At 39.9% G+C, this 17,087-nt stretch carries 21 protein-coding genes; 5 read left to right on the top strand and 16 right to left on the bottom strand.

The window, feature by feature from the left end; genetic code table 11:
* Window positions 1-17: 17 nt before the first annotated feature.
* From LKE05_RS06415 to LKE05_RS06380, 8 genes are all read right to left on the bottom strand, one after another.
* Window positions 18-938, bottom strand: a complete 921-nt coding sequence (locus LKE05_RS06415; protein ID WP_022229088.1) for an ROK family protein — start codon at window positions 936-938, stop codon at window positions 18-20.
* A gap of 130 nt (window positions 939-1,068) precedes the next feature.
* Window positions 1,069-1,497, bottom strand: coding sequence for a flavodoxin (locus LKE05_RS06410; RefSeq protein WP_308456295.1), 429 nt, complete (start codon window positions 1,495-1,497; stop codon window positions 1,069-1,071).
* A 48-nt stretch (window positions 1,498-1,545) separates the two neighbouring features.
* A complete protein-coding gene (locus tag LKE05_RS06405; RefSeq protein WP_308456294.1) occupies window positions 1,546-2,115 on the bottom strand; it encodes a DUF3793 family protein in 570 nt (189 codons plus the stop codon).
* A gap of 49 nt (window positions 2,116-2,164) precedes the next feature.
* Window positions 2,165-2,455 (bottom strand): DUF2325 domain-containing protein, encoded by a 291-nt coding sequence (locus tag LKE05_RS06400; RefSeq protein WP_022229091.1) that lies wholly within the window; start codon window positions 2,453-2,455, stop codon window positions 2,165-2,167.
* A gap of 128 nt (window positions 2,456-2,583) precedes the next feature.
* Window positions 2,584-3,756 carry a D-alanyl-D-alanine carboxypeptidase family protein gene (locus tag LKE05_RS06395; RefSeq protein ID WP_308456293.1) on the bottom strand — a complete coding sequence of 391 codons (1,173 nt, stop codon included), beginning with the start codon at window positions 3,754-3,756 and terminating at the stop codon, window positions 2,584-2,586.
* Window positions 3,757-3,849: 93 nt separating this feature from the next.
* Window positions 3,850-4,017 (bottom strand): hypothetical protein, encoded by a 168-nt coding sequence (locus tag LKE05_RS06390; protein ID WP_308456292.1) that lies wholly within the window; start codon window positions 4,015-4,017, stop codon window positions 3,850-3,852.
* Between the two features lie 22 nt (window positions 4,018-4,039).
* Window positions 4,040-5,230, bottom strand: a complete 1,191-nt coding sequence (gene gltS / locus LKE05_RS06385) for a sodium/glutamate symporter (RefSeq protein ID WP_117966351.1) — start codon at window positions 5,228-5,230, stop codon at window positions 4,040-4,042.
* Between the two features lie 22 nt (window positions 5,231-5,252).
* The gene (locus tag LKE05_RS06380; protein WP_308456291.1) at window positions 5,253-6,191 is read right to left on the bottom strand and encodes a TAXI family TRAP transporter solute-binding subunit; all 939 of its coding nucleotides are present in this window, start codon (window positions 6,189-6,191) and stop codon (window positions 5,253-5,255) included.
* A 464-nt stretch (window positions 6,192-6,655) separates the two neighbouring features.
* Here LKE05_RS06380 and LKE05_RS06375 point away from each other — a divergent pair, with 464 nt between their 5' ends.
* Window positions 6,656-6,937: a hypothetical protein gene (locus LKE05_RS06375; protein ID WP_308456290.1), complete on the top strand. Its 282-nt coding sequence runs from the start codon at window positions 6,656-6,658 to the stop codon at window positions 6,935-6,937.
* Between the two features lie 211 nt (window positions 6,938-7,148).
* Here LKE05_RS06375 and LKE05_RS06370 read toward each other — a convergent pair whose 3' ends face one another.
* Window positions 7,149-7,484, bottom strand: coding sequence for a winged helix-turn-helix transcriptional regulator (locus tag LKE05_RS06370; protein ID WP_308456289.1), 336 nt, complete (start codon window positions 7,482-7,484; stop codon window positions 7,149-7,151).
* 303 nt (window positions 7,485-7,787) lie between these two features.
* On the opposite strand from LKE05_RS06370, the gene LKE05_RS06365 reads away from it, so the two are divergent.
* The 4 genes from LKE05_RS06365 (at window position 7,788) to LKE05_RS06350 (ending at window position 9,883) form a co-directional block, all read left to right on the top strand.
* Window positions 7,788-8,621, top strand: a complete 834-nt coding sequence (locus LKE05_RS06365; RefSeq protein WP_308456288.1) for a nuclear transport factor 2 family protein — start codon at window positions 7,788-7,790, stop codon at window positions 8,619-8,621.
* A gap of 66 nt (window positions 8,622-8,687) precedes the next feature.
* Window positions 8,688-9,011 carry a tyrosine-type recombinase/integrase gene (locus LKE05_RS06360; protein ID WP_118446406.1) on the top strand — a complete coding sequence of 108 codons (324 nt, stop codon included), beginning with the start codon at window positions 8,688-8,690 and terminating at the stop codon, window positions 9,009-9,011.
* Window positions 9,012-9,148: 137 nt separating this feature from the next.
* Window positions 9,149-9,343: a hypothetical protein gene (locus LKE05_RS06355; protein WP_118446407.1), complete on the top strand. Its 195-nt coding sequence runs from the start codon at window positions 9,149-9,151 to the stop codon at window positions 9,341-9,343.
* A gap of 42 nt (window positions 9,344-9,385) precedes the next feature.
* Window positions 9,386-9,883 (top strand): SLOG family protein, encoded by a 498-nt coding sequence (locus LKE05_RS06350; protein WP_118446408.1) that lies wholly within the window; start codon window positions 9,386-9,388, stop codon window positions 9,881-9,883.
* Between the two features lie 48 nt (window positions 9,884-9,931).
* On the opposite strand, the gene LKE05_RS06345 is transcribed toward LKE05_RS06350, so the two are convergent.
* From LKE05_RS06345 to LKE05_RS06315, 7 genes are read right to left on the bottom strand one after another with little or no spacing between them, the layout of a single operon-like run.
* Window positions 9,932-10,564 carry an L-2-amino-thiazoline-4-carboxylic acid hydrolase gene (locus tag LKE05_RS06345; RefSeq protein WP_262432319.1) on the bottom strand — a complete coding sequence of 211 codons (633 nt, stop codon included), beginning with the start codon at window positions 10,562-10,564 and terminating at the stop codon, window positions 9,932-9,934.
* Window positions 10,561-11,403 carry a class I SAM-dependent methyltransferase gene (locus LKE05_RS06340; protein ID WP_308456287.1) on the bottom strand — a complete coding sequence of 281 codons (843 nt, stop codon included), beginning with the start codon at window positions 11,401-11,403 and terminating at the stop codon, window positions 10,561-10,563. The genes LKE05_RS06345 and LKE05_RS06340 overlap by 4 nt, the downstream gene beginning before the upstream one ends.
* A complete protein-coding gene (locus tag LKE05_RS06335; protein ID WP_308456286.1) occupies window positions 11,400-12,014 on the bottom strand; it encodes a class I SAM-dependent methyltransferase in 615 nt (204 codons plus the stop codon). Before LKE05_RS06335 ends, LKE05_RS06340 begins: the two co-directional genes overlap by 4 nt.
* A gap of 26 nt (window positions 12,015-12,040) precedes the next feature.
* Window positions 12,041-12,904 carry an MBL fold metallo-hydrolase gene (locus LKE05_RS06330; protein WP_308456285.1) on the bottom strand — a complete coding sequence of 288 codons (864 nt, stop codon included), beginning with the start codon at window positions 12,902-12,904 and terminating at the stop codon, window positions 12,041-12,043.
* A gap of 8 nt (window positions 12,905-12,912) precedes the next feature.
* Window positions 12,913-13,518, bottom strand: a complete 606-nt coding sequence (locus LKE05_RS06325) for a class I SAM-dependent methyltransferase (protein ID WP_118446410.1) — start codon at window positions 13,516-13,518, stop codon at window positions 12,913-12,915.
* Window positions 13,518-15,248 (bottom strand): ABC transporter ATP-binding protein, encoded by a 1,731-nt coding sequence (locus tag LKE05_RS06320; protein ID WP_308456284.1) that lies wholly within the window; start codon window positions 15,246-15,248, stop codon window positions 13,518-13,520. The genes LKE05_RS06325 and LKE05_RS06320 overlap by 1 nt, the downstream gene beginning before the upstream one ends.
* Window positions 15,241-17,028: an ABC transporter ATP-binding protein gene (locus LKE05_RS06315; protein WP_308456283.1), complete on the bottom strand. Its 1,788-nt coding sequence runs from the start codon at window positions 17,026-17,028 to the stop codon at window positions 15,241-15,243. Before LKE05_RS06315 ends, LKE05_RS06320 begins: the two co-directional genes overlap by 8 nt.
* Between the last annotated feature and the right edge of the window lie 59 nt (window positions 17,029-17,087).

The following is a 17,087-nucleotide window of genomic DNA, read 5'->3' as shown; positions in this document are numbered from 1 at the left end:
CTTCTCCTTATATTTAATTAATATAATGCCGCACCGACGATACCTGCGTCGTTAAACAATTCTGCCGCGGTTATTTCGGTTTTGTCAAGGTATTTATTATAATCATACTTATAAACAAATTCTCTTACTCTGCTTATAAACGGCTCACCCTCTCGGCTGATACCGCCGCCGATTACGACCTTTTTAGGTTGAAATATATTAATTACATTCACCAATCCCTCTGCAACGTATTCAATATATTTTTCTACAACCTTTAATGCGGTTTCATCGCCTTTATCAGCCGCACGAAAAGCCGTTTGTCCGTTTATAACTGTTTCTTTTGACATTATGCTTTCGGGATTATTTTTTATCGCCGCTTTTGTCTGTGCAACAAGTGCGGTAGCGGACGCATATTTTTCCCAACACCCTTTCCGACCGCACGAGCATTGCACGCCGTCCTTTATCAACGTAGTATGGCCGATTTCACCGCCGGCACCGTTAAAACCGTTATATATCTTGCCGTTTATTATAATTCCCGAGCCTATTCCCGTTCCGAGAGTTATACAAATAAAGCTATCCGCCTTACTTCCCGACGCAACATATTCACCGTATGCCGCTGCATCCGCGTCATTCAATATTTTAACCGATACACCGCACTTTTCTTCAATCGGCTTTATACTTACTTTATTAAAATTAAGATTGCACGCAAACATAATCATTCCGTTTTCGGAATCGACCGTTCCCGGTACTCCTATTCCTATTTTTTCAACTTGCGACAGCTTGATATTGTTTTCATCACAAATTTTTCCGCACAAATCGGAGATATTATCTATTATCGCATTTTCCCCACGTTCAACTTCTGTCGGTACTGATAATTTTTTCAATATTTTGCCGTTTTCATCAACCAATCCGCCGGCAATATTTGTACCGCCCAAATCTATTCCTATGTAATATTTCATTTTCTTCACCTGCACTTTTTATTATATTATATTCTAAATGCTATAAAAAGACAAGCATTTATTTACAAAAAAAATCTGAGCAAGCCAATATGACCTACTCAGATTTTTTCTCTTAGGGAAGTCTATTTAATCATAGCGCTGCTACAATTTTACCTAAACCGTTGCACGCTGTGACAGCGTCCTCATCAGGCGAATCATTTGCGATTACGCTTTCATTGGCAAGCTTTGCGCCTGCGTCAGTAACTCTCTTTTCCCATTCACGCATCCATTCACCGTCGCCCCAACCGTATGAGCCGAACAATGCTACATTTTTACCCGAAAGATTACCCTCAAGTTCTGCGAAAAACGGTTCAAATTCACCTTCTTCAAGTTCCTCTGCACCCATTGCAGGGCAACCAAAAATCAAATTATTATAATCCTTTGCCTCATCAGCTGTTATCTGGTCAACTGAAAATAGTTTTGTATCTGCATTAACCTCTTTTGCACCGTCAAATATTGCATTTGCCATTGCCTCGGTATTACCTGTTCCACTCCAATAAATAATTGCTGTTTTGCTCATTTGTATGAACCTCCTCAAAAAATAATTATTAACAAACTGCCCTTGCAGTTATGCTATACAAAATAAATCTGTTAGAGTTCTTCCCTCATTAATTCTTTTAATTACTGCCTTACGGCATTTATTATAACGACAGAATAATTTTTTTGCTTGCTCTGTGTTTTCATAAACTTTCCATTCACCTGTCAAAAGACAGCCTTGGTGTTTATGATTTATAAAACCGTATATGTCATGCAAAGGATAACCGAGAAATGCTCCGATTTCGTGCGGAAATTCCTTATTCATCAATCTTTGTGCATATATCCTTGACTTTAATATTGCCAAATATTTTGCTAATGAAAACTCTTTTGGATAACCGTTATCGCACAAAAATGATTTTATATCATCTCTTTGCAAGTATTCGCACAATTTCTGTTTTCGATACACCATTAAAAGCACACGTTCACCGCATTCGCACAAAACATCTATGTAAATATCGTTTTTATTAAGCTTTTCGTTAAGCATTTTTATCTGAACGGTTATATTCGGATTTTCACGCTTACTGCACGAGGCTATATTAGACGGTTTTATCCCCGCAAATGCCGGTGCACAATGATATGCTAAAATATATTCTGTCGGCATAAATTTTCTCCTTTATGATTAGTTTAGACTAACCTAATATTAAAAATATTTATACTGCTTTGCAGAAACATTCTGTAAGTGCATCATTCAATGCACAAGCACTTGATGAATTACAATGCTTTATAATTGCACCCGACTTTTCAGCCTGACCTGACGCAACTCTTACCATTTTATGTGCTACCGTTCCTGTGAACACAATAACTATATCCGGATTGCCTATCTGATTTTTAAAATCCGCAGGACATTGCGTAAACACTTTACATTTGCATCCGAATTTTTTGCATATTTCTTTATATCGGCAGTGCATTCTGTCGTGACCGCCTACTATTACAATACTCACTTAACACACCTCTTATTCTTAGTTAGTATAAACTAACGACAGATTAAAAATATATGGTTAGTTTTTACTAACCATATATATATACTACCATACATAAATTATTTTGTCAACAATTTTATTATATTTTTTTAAATCTCGCTGTTTTCTTCTGTATCGTTATTGCTTCCGAAGAAAATAGTTGCGAAAAAGTCTTTTATTATAAGTCCTATTCCCTTTTTCTCAACTGTCGACGACGCATTCAAATCAATATCCGCTATAACTTCACCATCACGGCTTATTGTCATAGTTCCTATTTTTTGTCCTGCCTCTATCGGTGCGGTAATCGTTTCGTCTATTTTTATTTCCTTGGTAATATTGTCCTCTTGTCCTTTTTTCACAAGCGTTGAGCAACTGTCACCTGCAACAACGCCCACTTCTTTGTCTACGCCCTTTTCAACCGCTATTTTCTGCACTTCATCTCCGGCGGTTATTTGTGTGTTTACCGCATAATTTGCAAATCCGTAATCAAGAAGTGATTTTGCTGACGCAAATCTTTCTGCCGAAGTCGGTGCACCGAGTACAACGGCTATAAGCTGCATATCATTTCTTTTTGCCGCTGCACTCAAACAACATAGTGCCTTTGATGTTGAGCCAGTTTTCAGTCCGTTTGCACCGTCATAAAAACGTATCAATTTATTTGTGTTCGCAAGCTGGAACTTTCCGCCGCGAAGTGTGTCCATCCATATTGACGTGTAATTGAAAATCGTTTCATGTTTCATCAATTCCCTTGACATTATCGCAACATCTCTTGCACTTGAATAATGGTCATCTTCATCAAGTCCGTTTGTGTTCATAAAATGAGTATTTTCCATACCAAGTTCCTTCGCCTTTTCATTCATCATATCCACAAACGCACTTTCACTGCCTGCAAGATGTTCTGCCATTGCCACACAACCGTCATTCGCACTTGCAACCGCAATACCTTTCAGCATATCATTTACAGTAAGTTGTTCTCCTGTTTCCAAAAACATTGTACTTCCGCCGTAACTCATTGCATTTTCACTTACAGTGACCATATCGTCAAGGCTTATCTTTCCACTGTCAACAGCCTCCATTATAAGGAGCATAGTCATAACTTTTGTAACGCTTGCAATAGGTAATCTCTCGTCGGGATTGCTTTCGTAAAGTATATTACCTGTCGATTCCTCCATAAGTATTGCTGATTTTGCATTAAGTCCTAAATCGGTATTGCCTTCGGCAAATACAACAACACTCTGCATCATAAAACATACGCAAATAAAAAAGCATATTACTTTCTTCATACTTATATCCTCCGTAAAGTTTTTTTCTGTATGAATTTATAATATGCTTTTTATGGTTTTCTATTCATTTTATAAGTAAAATGTGAAAATCTACTATTTATTTTTACGCTTTATATGTATTTCCGGCACTGCCACGTTGTCATATGTAATGGTTTCTGTATCGTCCGTATCGGTTGTTTCTTCTACATCTTCTTTGTCGATGTGAACTTCCGGTACTGCAAGATTTTCTGTTTCAACTGTTATAAATGGTTTCTTTTTCATAATAAATCCCTCCATATCACTCTTAGAACAAATTTATAAAGAAAGTTATTGTTAAACTATTTAAAAAGTCTGCAAACATACTGCCTATAATCGGTACAAGCAAGTATGCCTTTACTGACGGCACATATTTTTCTGTAAGTGCCTGCATATTTGCCATTGCATTAGGTGTTGCACCCATTCCGAAACCGCAAGTACCTGCCGCAAGCACTGCCGCGTCATAATTTCTGCCCATTACGTTAAATAGAACGAAATACGTAAATACAAACATCAACGCAACTTGTCCTGCAAGAAGTATCAATAGCGGAAGTGCCAATGATGCAAGTTGCCATAATTTCAATGTAATCATTGCTATGCCCAAGAACAATGAAAGACATATACCACCTATATCATTTATTTCACCCATATTTACGGTGAAGAGGTTTGTGTGTTCGCTTATGTTTCGCATTGCCGCCGCAACTATCATTGCACCTATGTATATTGGAAAGGTCATTCCTGTTTTGCTCAGTGCCCACGAAACAATCGTTCCCAGTCCCATTGCTATGGCAATTTGATATGTTGCAGGTGCATACATACTTACACTTCTCTTGTGTTTCTTTTCATCCTCAACAAGTGTTGCGTCATCTTCCATAACGGCAGTTTTTAAAAGGTCGTGCTTTAATATAAGTCGTCTGCCAATAGGGCCGCCCATAAGTGAGCCGGCTACCAATCCGAATGTTGCCGCCGCTGTACAAAGTGTTGACGCACCCGAGATTCCTAAGTCCTCAAGTACAGGTCCGAATGCTCCGGCTGTACCGTGTCCGCCGACCATAGGTATTGAGCCTGTGCTAAGTCCTATAAGCGGACTTACCCCGACCAACTTTGCCAATCCTACCGAAACAAGGTTTTGGCTTATAATAAGCACTATTACGCAAACTAAAAATACCACAAGGCTTAGTCCGCCGCTTTTTAATACTTTCAAGTTTGCTTGAAATCCTACCGATGTGAAAAATATTACCATACATACATTTTTAAGTGTTTCGTCAAATGATATTTCCAAAATTCCTGTCGCATACAGTATACACGAAACAATTGCAAATATCAATCCTCCGACAACCGGTGACGGAATACAAAATGTTTCAAGGAATTTTATACGTTTTTTCAAAAACGCTCCCAAAAACAATACCGCAACCGCCATACCAAGCGTTTGGTACATATCTAAAGAAATCTGATTCATGTTTTGCATTTCCCCTTTTTATTTATTTTGTTGCAACATTTACTCCGTTTTCCGCATAATATTCGCTTGCACCTTTGTGGAACGGTATAGTAATATTTTCTGTTGCAAAGTTCATATCGAATGTATCATCTTTGGCAAAACCAAACTTGTTGCTGTTGTCGAAGATGTTTTTTGTAATTGACTTTACTCTGTCGTCTGACATCTTGTCACTCGCAATCAGTACCATTTTCACACCGAGTGTCTTAATATCTTCTGTTTGTCCGTCATATGTGTTTGCTTTTATTGTATGTTTTACATATCCGTTGTATTGCTCTGTAAGTCTGTCCGCAACAGTTCCGTCAATAGGGATAAGCTTTATATCGTCTGAAATTTCTGTTATTGCACGAGTCGGTGTTCCGGCTGTACAGAAAAATGCGTCAAGATTTCCGTTTTTCATCGCTTTTGCTGCGTCAGTGTATGATAAATACTTAGCGTCAACCATACTTTCGTTTAAACCGTATGCCGATAATATTTGTTTTGAATTTTGTAATACACCCGATTCTTTTTCTCCAAGCGATACACTTTTTCCGTATAAATCGCTTATTGAATTTATATCCGAATCTTTCGGTACTGCAACTTGTATCGCCTCTGTATATAACCCGGCAATAGCCGAATAACCTTTGTATTCCTTGTCAAAATATCCTGTTCCGTTGTATGCGTCTTTCATAACATCACTTTGTACAAATGCAATGTCAACATATTCTTGAGATATTAAACGTAAATTCGCCGCCGAACCGGCTGTTTTTCGTACTTTAAAATAAACATCACTGTTATTGTTTAATATTTCCGCTAACTCCGTGCCGTAAGCATAATATGTACCATTCACATCACCCGTACCAATCTGTACTGTGTTTTTCATCCCGCACCCCGAAAATGCCATTACCGAGATCGCTGCGATTAAAATATATAAAACTTTTTTCATGTTCTCCCTCCATTTCTTTTAACAATTTATTTTAACATATAACAACATTTTTTTCAATATGTTTTAAATACATTTTAGAGAAAAATAGTATCTTTTCTCGTTCTTTTGTACCAACCTGTGTATAGTGATTCATAGAGCTTATCCTTTCACTAATAATCGTTGCAATTCTATTATACCGAATTTTTCCTTTGAGTTATTTTTGCTCGTTGAACTTATATTGCAAATTCAAGATGACTTTATACACTACGCTTGATTATTTCAACGCAATATGATACAATAAATGTACTTAATGATGAGTTTTTGTCTTACACTTAACAGAGATAATCCGTCTTATTTTTCCACATACAATATGTTTCGCATATGGAATAAAATTGTCCGTAAGAATAGAAATGTTGAAATTCAAAAAAGAATTTTATATATGATTATACGTAAAATACGATTGCAAATAATATAGGTATTGTTATATGAAAAATAATAAAAAACAAAATTTATTTAAGTATATAAAAGATACAACAGGTTTATCTGTTTCAAAAATGCTATTATCTTTTATTATCGAACCCAACAGAATTACAATGCTCAACAATGTAGCTTTGAAGAAAATCGTTATTGAGTATGCTCCCATTTTTGAAAAACATAGATATATGCTTGATGGTCCTTCTGAGCTAGATCAATTAGCTTGCTTTGATCTTGTTCTTATGTGGCGAATAGGAAATAAGCCTGAATTGAAATCAATTCTCGGTATATAATCCAAAGAGCTAACTGAAAGTCAAATCAGTTAGCTCCTGTTTTTTGTAAATTAATTCAATATTGAGAATAGATTGTTTAGTTACAATACCTTACTCCAACTCGCTCCTGACAACTGTGACTTAAACGATTTTATATATACCGTTTGGCACAAGTTATAAGGATTATTCAAGAATTACCGTATATCATAATTCCTGTTGTCACACAAAAATTTTAATTTCCTGTTACGCTGTTTTTGTAGTCCTCTCCCCAGTTCCACATAGCGTCAAGTATCGGTTTGAGACTTTGACCCAATTCCGTCAAAGAATATTCCACTCTTGGCGGAACTTCGGCATATACATCTCTGTGCACAAGTCCGTTCGCTTCCATATCACGAAGCTGTGCAGTCAACACCTTTTGCGATACCGTGCCGATGGATTTTTTCAACTCGCCAAAACGCTTTGTTCCGGACATTAAATCCCTTAATATCAAAACCTTCCATTTGTCGCCAATCAATGTCAAGGTGGTTTCCACAGGACAAGCCGGAAGTTCTTTTGTTTTCTCGTTCATATGCTACCTCCGCCATAATATCTAATTGTTATTTACAATTTAATTGTACCATCCCCCCCTATTGGCCGTCAAGTACATCATAAATCAAAAAAATCTTAAAAAATTTTCAGCGTTTAAAACTCCGAAAGCCCTTGTGTTTACGCATTAGTTTCCGTTCGGTAACCGCCCAATAGTATCTTTCAGGTAACTACGGCACAATATTGTGCTTACTTTACAAGTGATACCGACACAGATATAATAGTGTCAAGAGCTACGAAGAACGGCCGTTTCGTAACTCAAAGCACAGACAAAGAGAAATCCAAAATGAATATTTTTAAGAAAATCTTTGGTAATAATCAAAACGACAAGAAAGAGGTAATCACAATGACAAATACAGAAAAAGCTATTAGACTTATTAATACTTTTGCCACAGGCGATACAGAAAAAGCTTCCGAGCTTCTTGCAGAAAATTACATTCAGCACAATCTCGCATACGGCACAGGCAGGGATGCTTTTGTAGGCTCTGTTTCCTATCTTGCTTCAGCTCCCGTAAAAACAACTGTAAACAACATTCGTGCTTTCGAGGACGGCGACAAGGTGTTCTTGCAGACAGTTTATAACTTTGCAGGTGTGGGCGAGCAGGTTGCTTTTGACATTTTCCGCTTCGACGAAAACGGCAAGATTGCAGAACACTGGGACAACATTGCAAGCAAGGCAGAGCCGAACCCGTCAGGTCACACGCAAACAGACGGCACTATGGAAATCAACGACCTTGATAAGACAGAGACAAACCGTGGACTCATAAAAAACTTCCTTTATGATGTAATGCAAGGCAATCGTCCCGAAAAAACGCCTGATTACTTTGATGGTGATACTTACATTCAGCATAACACAGGTATTGCAGACGGACTTTCAGGACTTGGTGCAGCACTTGAAGCACTCGGCAAACAGGGCATCCAGATGATTTATACTACTGTTCATCAGGTGCTTGCACAGGGCAATTATGTGCTTGCAGTCAGCGAGGGAACTTTCGGCGGAGCACCTACATCTTATTATGATTTGTGGAGAATTGAAAACGGCAAAATTGCAGAACATTGGGATGTAATGGAAACTATTGCCGATAAATCAACTTGGCAGAATCAAAACGGAAAATTTTAATGAGTGTGAGAGTCACGCAAGCCCTTTCTTGCGTGACTCTCTGCCTTTATACGGAGGTAATAATGGATTATCTTAACCGCAAAGCTGAAAGCGATTGAACACGGAAGTGGTTTTTTAATTAACCGCAAGGGAAAATTCATTGAGCCGACTGTTTACGCACGAAGATACAAGGCAATATTAAAGGAAATCGGTGTCCGTGATGTAAAGTTTCATACAACTCGGCATACTTTTGCCACAAGAGCTTTGGAAATCGGAATGGATATAAAAACTCTGTCCGAAATACTCGGGCACGCCTCGCCGACAGTAACGCTGAATATATATGCTCACTCTCTGCCGGAACATAAGGCAAAAGAAATGGATCGGCTCGGAAAAATGTATAATCCGTCTTGATAAGCCGTCAAATATTCATAAAATGCTTGAAAATTCAAATAATATGAAGTGTAAATCGTTTAACTATCAGTTTTACGATTTTTTATTTTGTCTAAAAATCGTTGTAATTAAACATTTGACGGAGAAAGGAGTTTTCTATGGAATATAGCGAGGTTTTAGAGTGTTTCAAAAATGATATTCGTAATAATCCCGATATTGAGATTATTCGGCTTAAACACGGTTATATTATTTTTTACTGGGATGATGTAGAACATTCATACTATCATAGCAGTGAACTTATACAAAGCCCCGAAAAGTTGTATGAGATATTAAATAAAGAATTTGAAAAATAGTTTAATTGCATTGAATTTTCAACGGAAGAAGGAATATTTATTATGGAAAATGAAAAACGATTACACAGGTGCTGCTTTACGGGACATCGCCCGGAAAAATTAAGCCTTTCCGAAAATGAGGTAAAACATCTTTTGGAAAAGGCTATTGACAATGTAATAGCGGACGGATATGTAACTTTTATAACGGGTATGGCAAAAGGTACGGATATATGGGCGGCTGAAATTGTGCTTGAAAAGAAAAAGCGGAATGACGCTCTGCGCCTCATCTGTGCCATACCGCACCCCGACTTTGAGAAACGGCGTGGATTCTTTGAAGAACGGCGGTATAACCGCATATTAAAAAATGCCGATTATGTAACCATAATCAGCGATCACTATTATAGAGCTTGCTATCAAAAACGCAATGAATGGATGGTTGACCGTTCAAGCCTTGTAATTGCCGTTTGGAACGGTCAGCCAAGTGGGACAAAGAACACAATAGATTATGCCGATCGCAAGGATGTTAAAGTTGTTAATGTTTTAGATACAACAATGCAATAAAAACGGCATTATTTACAGTTCCTTTTAAATTCGATTTACGAACAACCGTTAAATCTTCTTTTTATAACCACAGTCGCAATACGAGCCGCCGGACGCAATGGTATATCGGCGCACAAAATTCGTGGCTCCGCCTGCCTCGCTCATCGTATAATCCAAGCGGCACATTGCCGGTGTCAAGTCGAACAGCCCCAGCTCTTTCATCAACACGCAAATTCCGCACTTTGTAAATCGTCCCTCATATCCGCTGCCGTCCGAATATTCATAAAAATCCATATTCCACGAGTACGGATTGCGGTCGGCAGCTTTTAATTCGGCAGTTTTTTTCATTTCTGCAATGTCTTTTGCGGTGAATTTTTTCTTTCCGCTTTGGCGGCAGAGCCACCTCATAAACCTTGTCATCATCGCTTTTGAATAGTATTCGGTAAGTTCGTCAACGCTCGGTCTTTTGGGCATAGAGAGTACAAAAGCACCCAGCATTGCACAGCCGACAATGTTTGTTTTAAACTGATCTCCCTTTTCAAATTCGGGCAGATTACGGATAATGCTTTTGTATCTGCTTTTTGCGTTTTTCGATATTTGTTTGGCTGTGATTTTATTATATCCGAATTCGGAAACAAGATTTTTTCTGAACGATTTTTCAAACAGCACCCACATTCCAAGCGGTATTCCTATATATTTCATTTTGCACCTCCAAAATCAAGACGCACAATCTGCATTTTCATAATATTATCGCCTACGCTTGCTAAAAACTTAAAAAATCTGCCGACAGGCGCATTTTTAAGGTCGCCGTAACCGAGCATATACCCTCTGCTTGAAATGCTCATATCTCTGCTCCATAAGGAAAGCTCTTTCTTTGCGTTCGAAACGGAAAAGTAAGCGCCGACGTCTTTTATCTTTGATTCCTTAAGCCAGGTCTTTGCAATCATCTTTACAGCAGTTTTCCCGGCGGCGTCAAACACCATTCTGCCGCCGCCAAACATATTTGACATAGCCCGAACAAGCCTTTTAACCTGTTCGGTGCGAAAATAATAAAATACGCCCGAGGCAAAAAATACAACTCCGTCCGATGCGTCTATTTCTTCAAACCAGCTTATATCGTTTATGTCACACGCTATATTCTTCTCACGCTCGCCGGCAGTCAGCAGCTTATTTCGCACCGTTATAACATCAGGGAAATCAAGGTTGTAGATTTTGCATTTTCCGTTATTGCAAAAGTGCCCTGTATTATCAAGTCCGCAGCCTAAGTTTACAACCGCAGCGTTCGGGTGTGCGTTTAAATAATACCGAATCTCCCACGCAAGGTCGTTTTGGCGCATCGCAACCTCTAAAAATCCAAATCTTTGCATAAGGCTCTTTGATTTTTCCGCAACATCCGAAAAGTCATAATCAATTTTATCAATCAGTTCGGACGCTGTTTCATCATAATACAATGTGGGATACAGTTCGGAACACATTTTCCGTGCATAAAGCGGAATAATAAGCGTTTCCTGTACAGTGTTCTTTTCAATTTTATATTTCATAGTAACGCTCCTTTTTTTATCAACACCGCCACCGCACAAGGAATCCGTCCTTCACATAAAGTATAGCTTGCTTCTGCATATCCCGCAGCAGCAAAAAAATCTCTGTATGTCTCCGGAGTGAATTTTCTCTTAAAGTCAGCTCCGGCTTTTTCGATTGCCTTTGAAGCACCATTGATCTTGCCATTTTCAGTACGGTTCATATATGTCGGAATAATGATTTTTCCGCCCGGGCGGCATACCCGTTCAAGCTCGTGCAGAGCCTTGTACGGTTCGTCCAGCAAGTGAATCACATTTGCAGCAACTACTGCATCAAAACTATGATCGGGATAATCAAGGTGCATGATGTCCGCTTTTTCAAAATGTACGTTGGCATATTTACGGCAATTTTTCTTTGCTCGCTCCAACATTTTTTCGGAAAAATCCGTTGCAACAAGGCTTTTGCACCGCTGTGCTGTTTCTTTTGTGAGTAATCCGGTGCCGCAGGCACATTCCAAAACCTCATATTCGGGCAGAATCAGATTTTTCACCACAGAGCAAAGCTCCTCATTTGTTTTTCGGTTGATAACATTTGCAAAAACGTCATATACACACGCAACATTATCCCAAAACATAGCTTGCCTCCGTTATTTCAGTTCTCCTATTTCCCTGCTACCTTTAAAAATCCGTTTTTTGCATTTCTCTCCGTATCATCAGACTCATCATAGGCATCGTACAGTGCCGACGGATCATGAACTTTCTTTTTAAACGGTGAACACAGCTTTTCCTTATGTGCAAATGCAAATTCAAAGTTGTCGGTAAAACCTGTATGTCCCGTAATAAACAGCGGCTTAACACACATTTTCTTCAGTTTTTGCTCAAGAATCCCGAGCGATCTCACCGCCAGCTTATTGCTTTCCGCAAGTGCTGAAATAAAGCTGTAACCGCCGTCTGCACCAAACCAAATCGTATCTCCGGTAAACAGATACTTATCATCAATCAAATATACCATATGTCCCCATGTATGACCCGGAACAAGAAATGCGTGGATTTTAATATTGCCTATTTTAAAGGTTTCGCCGTCCTTTAACAGTTGCTTTTTGTTATTTATCGTCACCTGCGGCAACTTATATAGGCGGTGCATAACCCTTCGGCGAACCTCGCCCGTAAGATAACGATTTTCGATTTCTCCGATATAAAGTTTTGCCTTTTTGAACAATCCCAAGCCGTCTGCCTCAACCGCCCCAACGTGGTCGGTGTCCTGATGCGTTATAAGAATATGCCGTATTGATTTTGCGTCAATCTCAAGCCAGCCCATTTTCTCCGCAAGCCTGTCATAGTTGTAGCCTGCGTCAATCATAATTGTTGTTTCACCCCTGCGATAGAAAAATATATTTGCAACCCACTCTCTTACGCAAGCGACATTTTCATCAATCCACCCGGTGTTAAGCGGCTTAAATATTTCTTTTCCGCGGTAAATCCGGCTCATTGCCACACGCTGAAATTCCGTTGCTTTTTTTGACATAATATCCCTCACTTTTCCGCCGTAACGCACAACCAATTATTCTTTTTCCGAATCTGAATATTGCGAAACATTGCCTGTCCGAGATATATTTTCAATTCTGTATCTTTATATATGGTCATTTCCTCAATGATTTTTGTCCATTTCTCATCTTTAGCCTCATCACCGCTAACCTCATTACATATTAGAAATGTTCCGCCGGGTTTCAGTACCCGATAGATCTCACAAAAGCATTTCGGCAAATCCTGCCAAAAATAGATGGTTTCAAAAGCCGTAACAGCATCGAAACAAGTTGCCGAATACGGCATATTCATCACATTACCTTTCAGAACCGTGCAGCGTCCTTCTGCAACAGCCTTATTATTGACTTTTTTAGATTTTTCCACACTGACAATAGAATAGTCAATACCATTTACAATGCTATGCGGATATTTCTTAAGAAGCTTTTTAATGTTCGCTCCACCACCGCAGCCACAGTCCAATATCTTGGCATTTGACGAAACTTTCAAAAATTGAAGTCCCCAATGTGCCACAGGTTTGTGCCCTATATTCATCATTGCGGTCATAACTTTCCCGCCGAATCCCACAGGTTTACGAGTGTTTTCAAAAAATGACATTATCTCACCGTCCAATTCTGTCCTTGAAGCTGTAAATCAGCCATTCTCTTAAATATTCCGTTTTTATTTAAAAGTTTCTCCGGTGTGCCTTGCTCGGCAACAACACCGTCCGATAATACAACTATTTTATCGGCTCCGGCAACTGTTCTCATTCTGTGCGCAATGACAAGAACCGTTTTATTCCTGATAAGTCTTGAAAGAGCCGTCTGTATAGCGGTTTCGTTTTCTACGTCAAGACTTGCCGTTGCCTCGTCCAAAAGTATAATCGGTGCGTCTTTCAAAAATGCTCTGGCGATTGAAATTCGCTGTCTTTCGCCGCCCGACAATTCGCACCCGTTTTCGCCGATATCAGTATTCCATTTATCGGGGAGTTTTTCGGCAAATTCATCACAGTTTGCAAGGTGTGCCGCTGCCAAAACCTCCTCATCGGTTGCGCCTTTTCTGCCGAGTCGGATATTTTCCATAATGGTGTTATTAAAAAGCGTTACATCTTGAAAAACGATAGAATAAAGCGTCATCAGCTTTTCGGGATCGATTTTTGAAATATCCATACCGCCGACAGTAATTTTGCCCTTTTGATTATCCCAAAATCTGACCGCAAGCCGTGACACTGTTGTCTTTCCGCCGCCGGACGGACCAACAAGCGCCGTAACCTCGCCCTGTTTTGCGGTGAACGACACATCACTAAGCACCGTTTCGCCGCTCTTGTAGGCAAAGCCCACATGGTCGAAGGTAATGTCGCAGCCTTTGTTTGTGAGAGTATCGCCGCCCTGCTGAATTTCGTGGTCTAAGATTTCGTTCATTCGTGCAACATTTGTCCGCATTGCAATAACCGCCGCAAGGTTTTGAAGTGCCGCCTGCATCGGGTCGTAAAGACGGGATGCAACGAGCAAAAACATAAAAAGCGTTAAAACATCTATTTTCCCGGTTACAAGCCGTGACACACCGACAAGTGCAACGGTTGCGATGCCGAACTTTAACACCATTCCGGCAGAGGTTACGAAAACGGCGGTGGTTATTTCCGTTTTGAAAGCCCCTTTTTCAACGGAACGAATTTTACTTCTTAAACCTTTAAGGTAACTGCTTTCCGCATTGTTTGCCTTGAGGTCACGCAATGTTTCTATGTATTCCTGTATTCCGTCTGCACAAGCCATTTTGACCGACATATTCCTTTGTTGCGCTCTGTCTTGAACCTTGTAACTTAGCACAATAATCAGCACCGATACGGGAATTACCCACAGTGCCGCAAGCGCCATTGCCTTGTCAAACGCAAACAAACCGAGTGCAATGACTATCGTGGAAATCACCGAGCCGAACAGCGCCGGTATGTAGTGCGAGCAGTCCTTTTCTAAAACTTCGCAGTCCGCCATAATCGTACTTGTGAGGTCGGCAAGGTCTTTTTTGCCGAAAAACGAAAGAGGTAGCTTTCTGAGCCTTTCGGCTAAGCTTAATCTACGTTTTCCGCTTTCCTCGTATGTCGTAAAAAATGTATTGTTATACTGAAACCAAGTTGTAATTAATATAAGCGCAAAGCATATAACGCAGCCGACTGTGTAAAAAACTGTTTTTCCGCCCATATCGCCGCCGAGTAAATCTTTGACCAAATAATATAAAAGTCCTGTCGGCAGCATAAATGCCATATTCTGAAAGGCGCAGGCGATAATGCCTTTTATTAACCCTACCGCACCGTCTTTTGACGATGCCGTGGCTTTTTGTATAAGCTTAATCATTTCTCGATTCCTCCGTTTCGTTTGATACTTTCCAGCCAACGGATGATTGATAGTCATTTTGCATTTTATAGAACATGCCTTTCTTTTCTATGAGTTCCGCTCTGTTTCCGTATTCCACAATCTTTCCGTCCGAAATTACATAAATGCAATCCACATTCCGAACAGTTGAAAGCCTGTGTGCAATCATAATAACCGTTTTACCCTCGGAAAGCTTTGCAAAAGCTTTCTGTACTTTTACCTCATTATCGGGATCCGCAAAGGCGGTCGCCTCGTCCAAAATTATAATCGGAGCGTTTTTCAGCACTGCACGGGCAATGGCAATTCTCTGCATTTCACCGCCGGAAAGATAAACTCCTCGACTTCCGATAACGGTATTGACACCGTCGGGGAATTTTTCGATAATATCCATACACTGCGCAGCCCTAAGCGCATTTAAAACTTCTTCATCCGTGGCATTGGATTTGCCCATTTTAACATTATCGAGAATGGACGCTTTGATGAGCTTGCTGTTTTGGAACACAAATGAAACCGTGTTCATAAGTTCGTCCTTGGGAATATCACGAACATCAACACCGCCTATTTTGATACTTCCCGAATTTACATCAAAAAATCTTGAAATAAGGCTTGCAAGCGTTGATTTTCCGCCGCCGGACGGACCGACAAATGCAACCGTCTGTCCGCATTTTATTTTCAGCGATATATCCGAAATAACCTCTTTTTTACCATCATAGCTGAAATGAACGCTTTCAAGTTCAACAGATGCGCTTTTAGGTTTATGCGAATTGTTTCCGACGCTCATAGGCTCGGCATTAAGCACGCTGTCAATTCTTTCGATAGCGTCGCTGATAACCATACCCTCCTCGCTCATATACATAATTTTAGTGAGCGTGACCGATATAACAGGCGTTATGATTATGTAGAACAATAGATTTACGAAAAATTCGCTTGTAACAGTGCCGTTTGTAAACCAAAACGCACCGAGTATTAAAAACGCAAACACACCGTTTATCGCCGCAGTGTAGAGCATCATCGGCAGCCGCATATCCTTTGTGTAAGCAAGAACCCACTTCTTGTATTCGTCAATCGTGGCTTTGAATTTTTTGAAGGAAAACACCGATTGACCAAATGTTTTCACAACAGGAATACCTCGCACATATTCAACCGCCTCATTAGACATTGCCGCAAGCGCATTGCCGTACTGCCGCATTTTTTCTTCCATTCGCTTTCCCGTCATTGCGGACATAACAGCAAATCCAACGGCAACAGGCACCAAGCTCAAAAGTCCGAGCCGCCAATCAAAAACAAGCAACAGTGCAAGCAGTCCGACAGGTGTCGCCATTGCCGCATATTTATCCGGCAGCTGATGTGCAAGATAGGTTTCGGTCGCCGCAGTGGAGTCGTTTATAATTTTGCGCAGCTTTCCGCTGCCGAAACTGTCGGTAAAGCCGATGGGCAGCTTTGCAATATGCTCGGTTATGTCAATACGCATATTTGCCGCAATGCGAAATGCCGCAAGGTGCGAGCAGAGCAGTGCGCCGATATAGATTAAATACGATATAATCGCATAAGCCATTGCCATTATGCCGTAATGCGTAAGATTTTGCGCACTGCCGAAATTCGGCGAGGCTTTCAATACCTCGTTGATAATTTTCCAAATGTACCAAAATGGCACAAGTGCAGTCAGTGCGCATACGGCAGATAAAATCCACGAAACATAAGTAAAATACTTGTGTCCGCCGGCATAAGATAAAAGCCGTGATAAATTTGATTGTTTTTTCAAAACAATTCCTCCTTGCATTGATTTGTTTTATGTTGTCTTATAGTTAGTTTAACCTAACA

Source organism: Hominilimicola fabiformis (assembly GCF_020687385.1).
GTDB lineage: Bacteria > Bacillota > Clostridia > UBA1381 > UBA1381 > Hominilimicola > Hominilimicola fabiformis.
Note: the sequence above shows the minus strand (reverse complement) of the source record. Positions and strands in the feature narration are given on the sequence as shown.

Excerpts from the sequence above, each read along its gene's own strand:
- LKE05_RS06415 (WP_022229088.1), bottom strand. The coding sequence starts at position 938 with ATGAAATATTACATAGGAATAGATTTGGGCGGTACAAATATTGCCGGC.
- LKE05_RS06410 (WP_308456295.1), bottom strand. The coding sequence starts at position 1,497 with ATGAGCAAAACAGCAATTATTTATTGGAGTGGAACAGGTAATACCGAG.
- LKE05_RS06405 (WP_308456294.1), bottom strand. The coding sequence starts at position 2,115 with ATGCCGACAGAATATATTTTAGCATATCATTGTGCACCGGCATTTGCG.
- LKE05_RS06395 (WP_308456293.1), bottom strand. The coding sequence starts at position 3,756 with ATGAAGAAAGTAATATGCTTTTTTATTTGCGTATGTTTTATGATGCAG.
- LKE05_RS06390 (WP_308456292.1), bottom strand. The coding sequence starts at position 4,017 with ATGAAAAAGAAACCATTTATAACAGTTGAAACAGAAAATCTTGCAGTA.
- gltS (WP_117966351.1), bottom strand. The coding sequence starts at position 5,230 with ATGAATCAGATTTCTTTAGATATGTACCAAACGCTTGGTATGGCGGTT.
- LKE05_RS06380 (WP_308456291.1), bottom strand. The coding sequence starts at position 6,191 with ATGAAAAAAGTTTTATATATTTTAATCGCAGCGATCTCGGTAATGGCA.
- LKE05_RS06375 (WP_308456290.1), top strand. The coding sequence starts at position 6,656 with ATGAAAAATAATAAAAAACAAAATTTATTTAAGTATATAAAAGATACA.
- LKE05_RS06370 (WP_308456289.1), bottom strand. The coding sequence starts at position 7,484 with ATGAACGAGAAAACAAAAGAACTTCCGGCTTGTCCTGTGGAAACCACC.
- LKE05_RS06365 (WP_308456288.1), top strand. The coding sequence starts at position 7,788 with ATGAATATTTTTAAGAAAATCTTTGGTAATAATCAAAACGACAAGAAA.
- LKE05_RS06355 (WP_118446407.1), top strand. The coding sequence starts at position 9,149 with ATGGAATATAGCGAGGTTTTAGAGTGTTTCAAAAATGATATTCGTAAT.
- LKE05_RS06350 (WP_118446408.1), top strand. The coding sequence starts at position 9,386 with ATGGAAAATGAAAAACGATTACACAGGTGCTGCTTTACGGGACATCGC.
- LKE05_RS06345 (WP_262432319.1), bottom strand. The coding sequence starts at position 10,564 with ATGAAATATATAGGAATACCGCTTGGAATGTGGGTGCTGTTTGAAAAA.
- LKE05_RS06340 (WP_308456287.1), bottom strand. The coding sequence starts at position 11,403 with ATGAAATATAAAATTGAAAAGAACACTGTACAGGAAACGCTTATTATT.
- LKE05_RS06335 (WP_308456286.1), bottom strand. The coding sequence starts at position 12,014 with ATGTTTTGGGATAATGTTGCGTGTGTATATGACGTTTTTGCAAATGTT.
- LKE05_RS06330 (WP_308456285.1), bottom strand. The coding sequence starts at position 12,904 with ATGTCAAAAAAAGCAACGGAATTTCAGCGTGTGGCAATGAGCCGGATT.
- LKE05_RS06325 (WP_118446410.1), bottom strand. The coding sequence starts at position 13,518 with ATGTCATTTTTTGAAAACACTCGTAAACCTGTGGGATTCGGCGGGAAA.
- LKE05_RS06320 (WP_308456284.1), bottom strand. The coding sequence starts at position 15,248 with ATGATTAAGCTTATACAAAAAGCCACGGCATCGTCAAAAGACGGTGCG.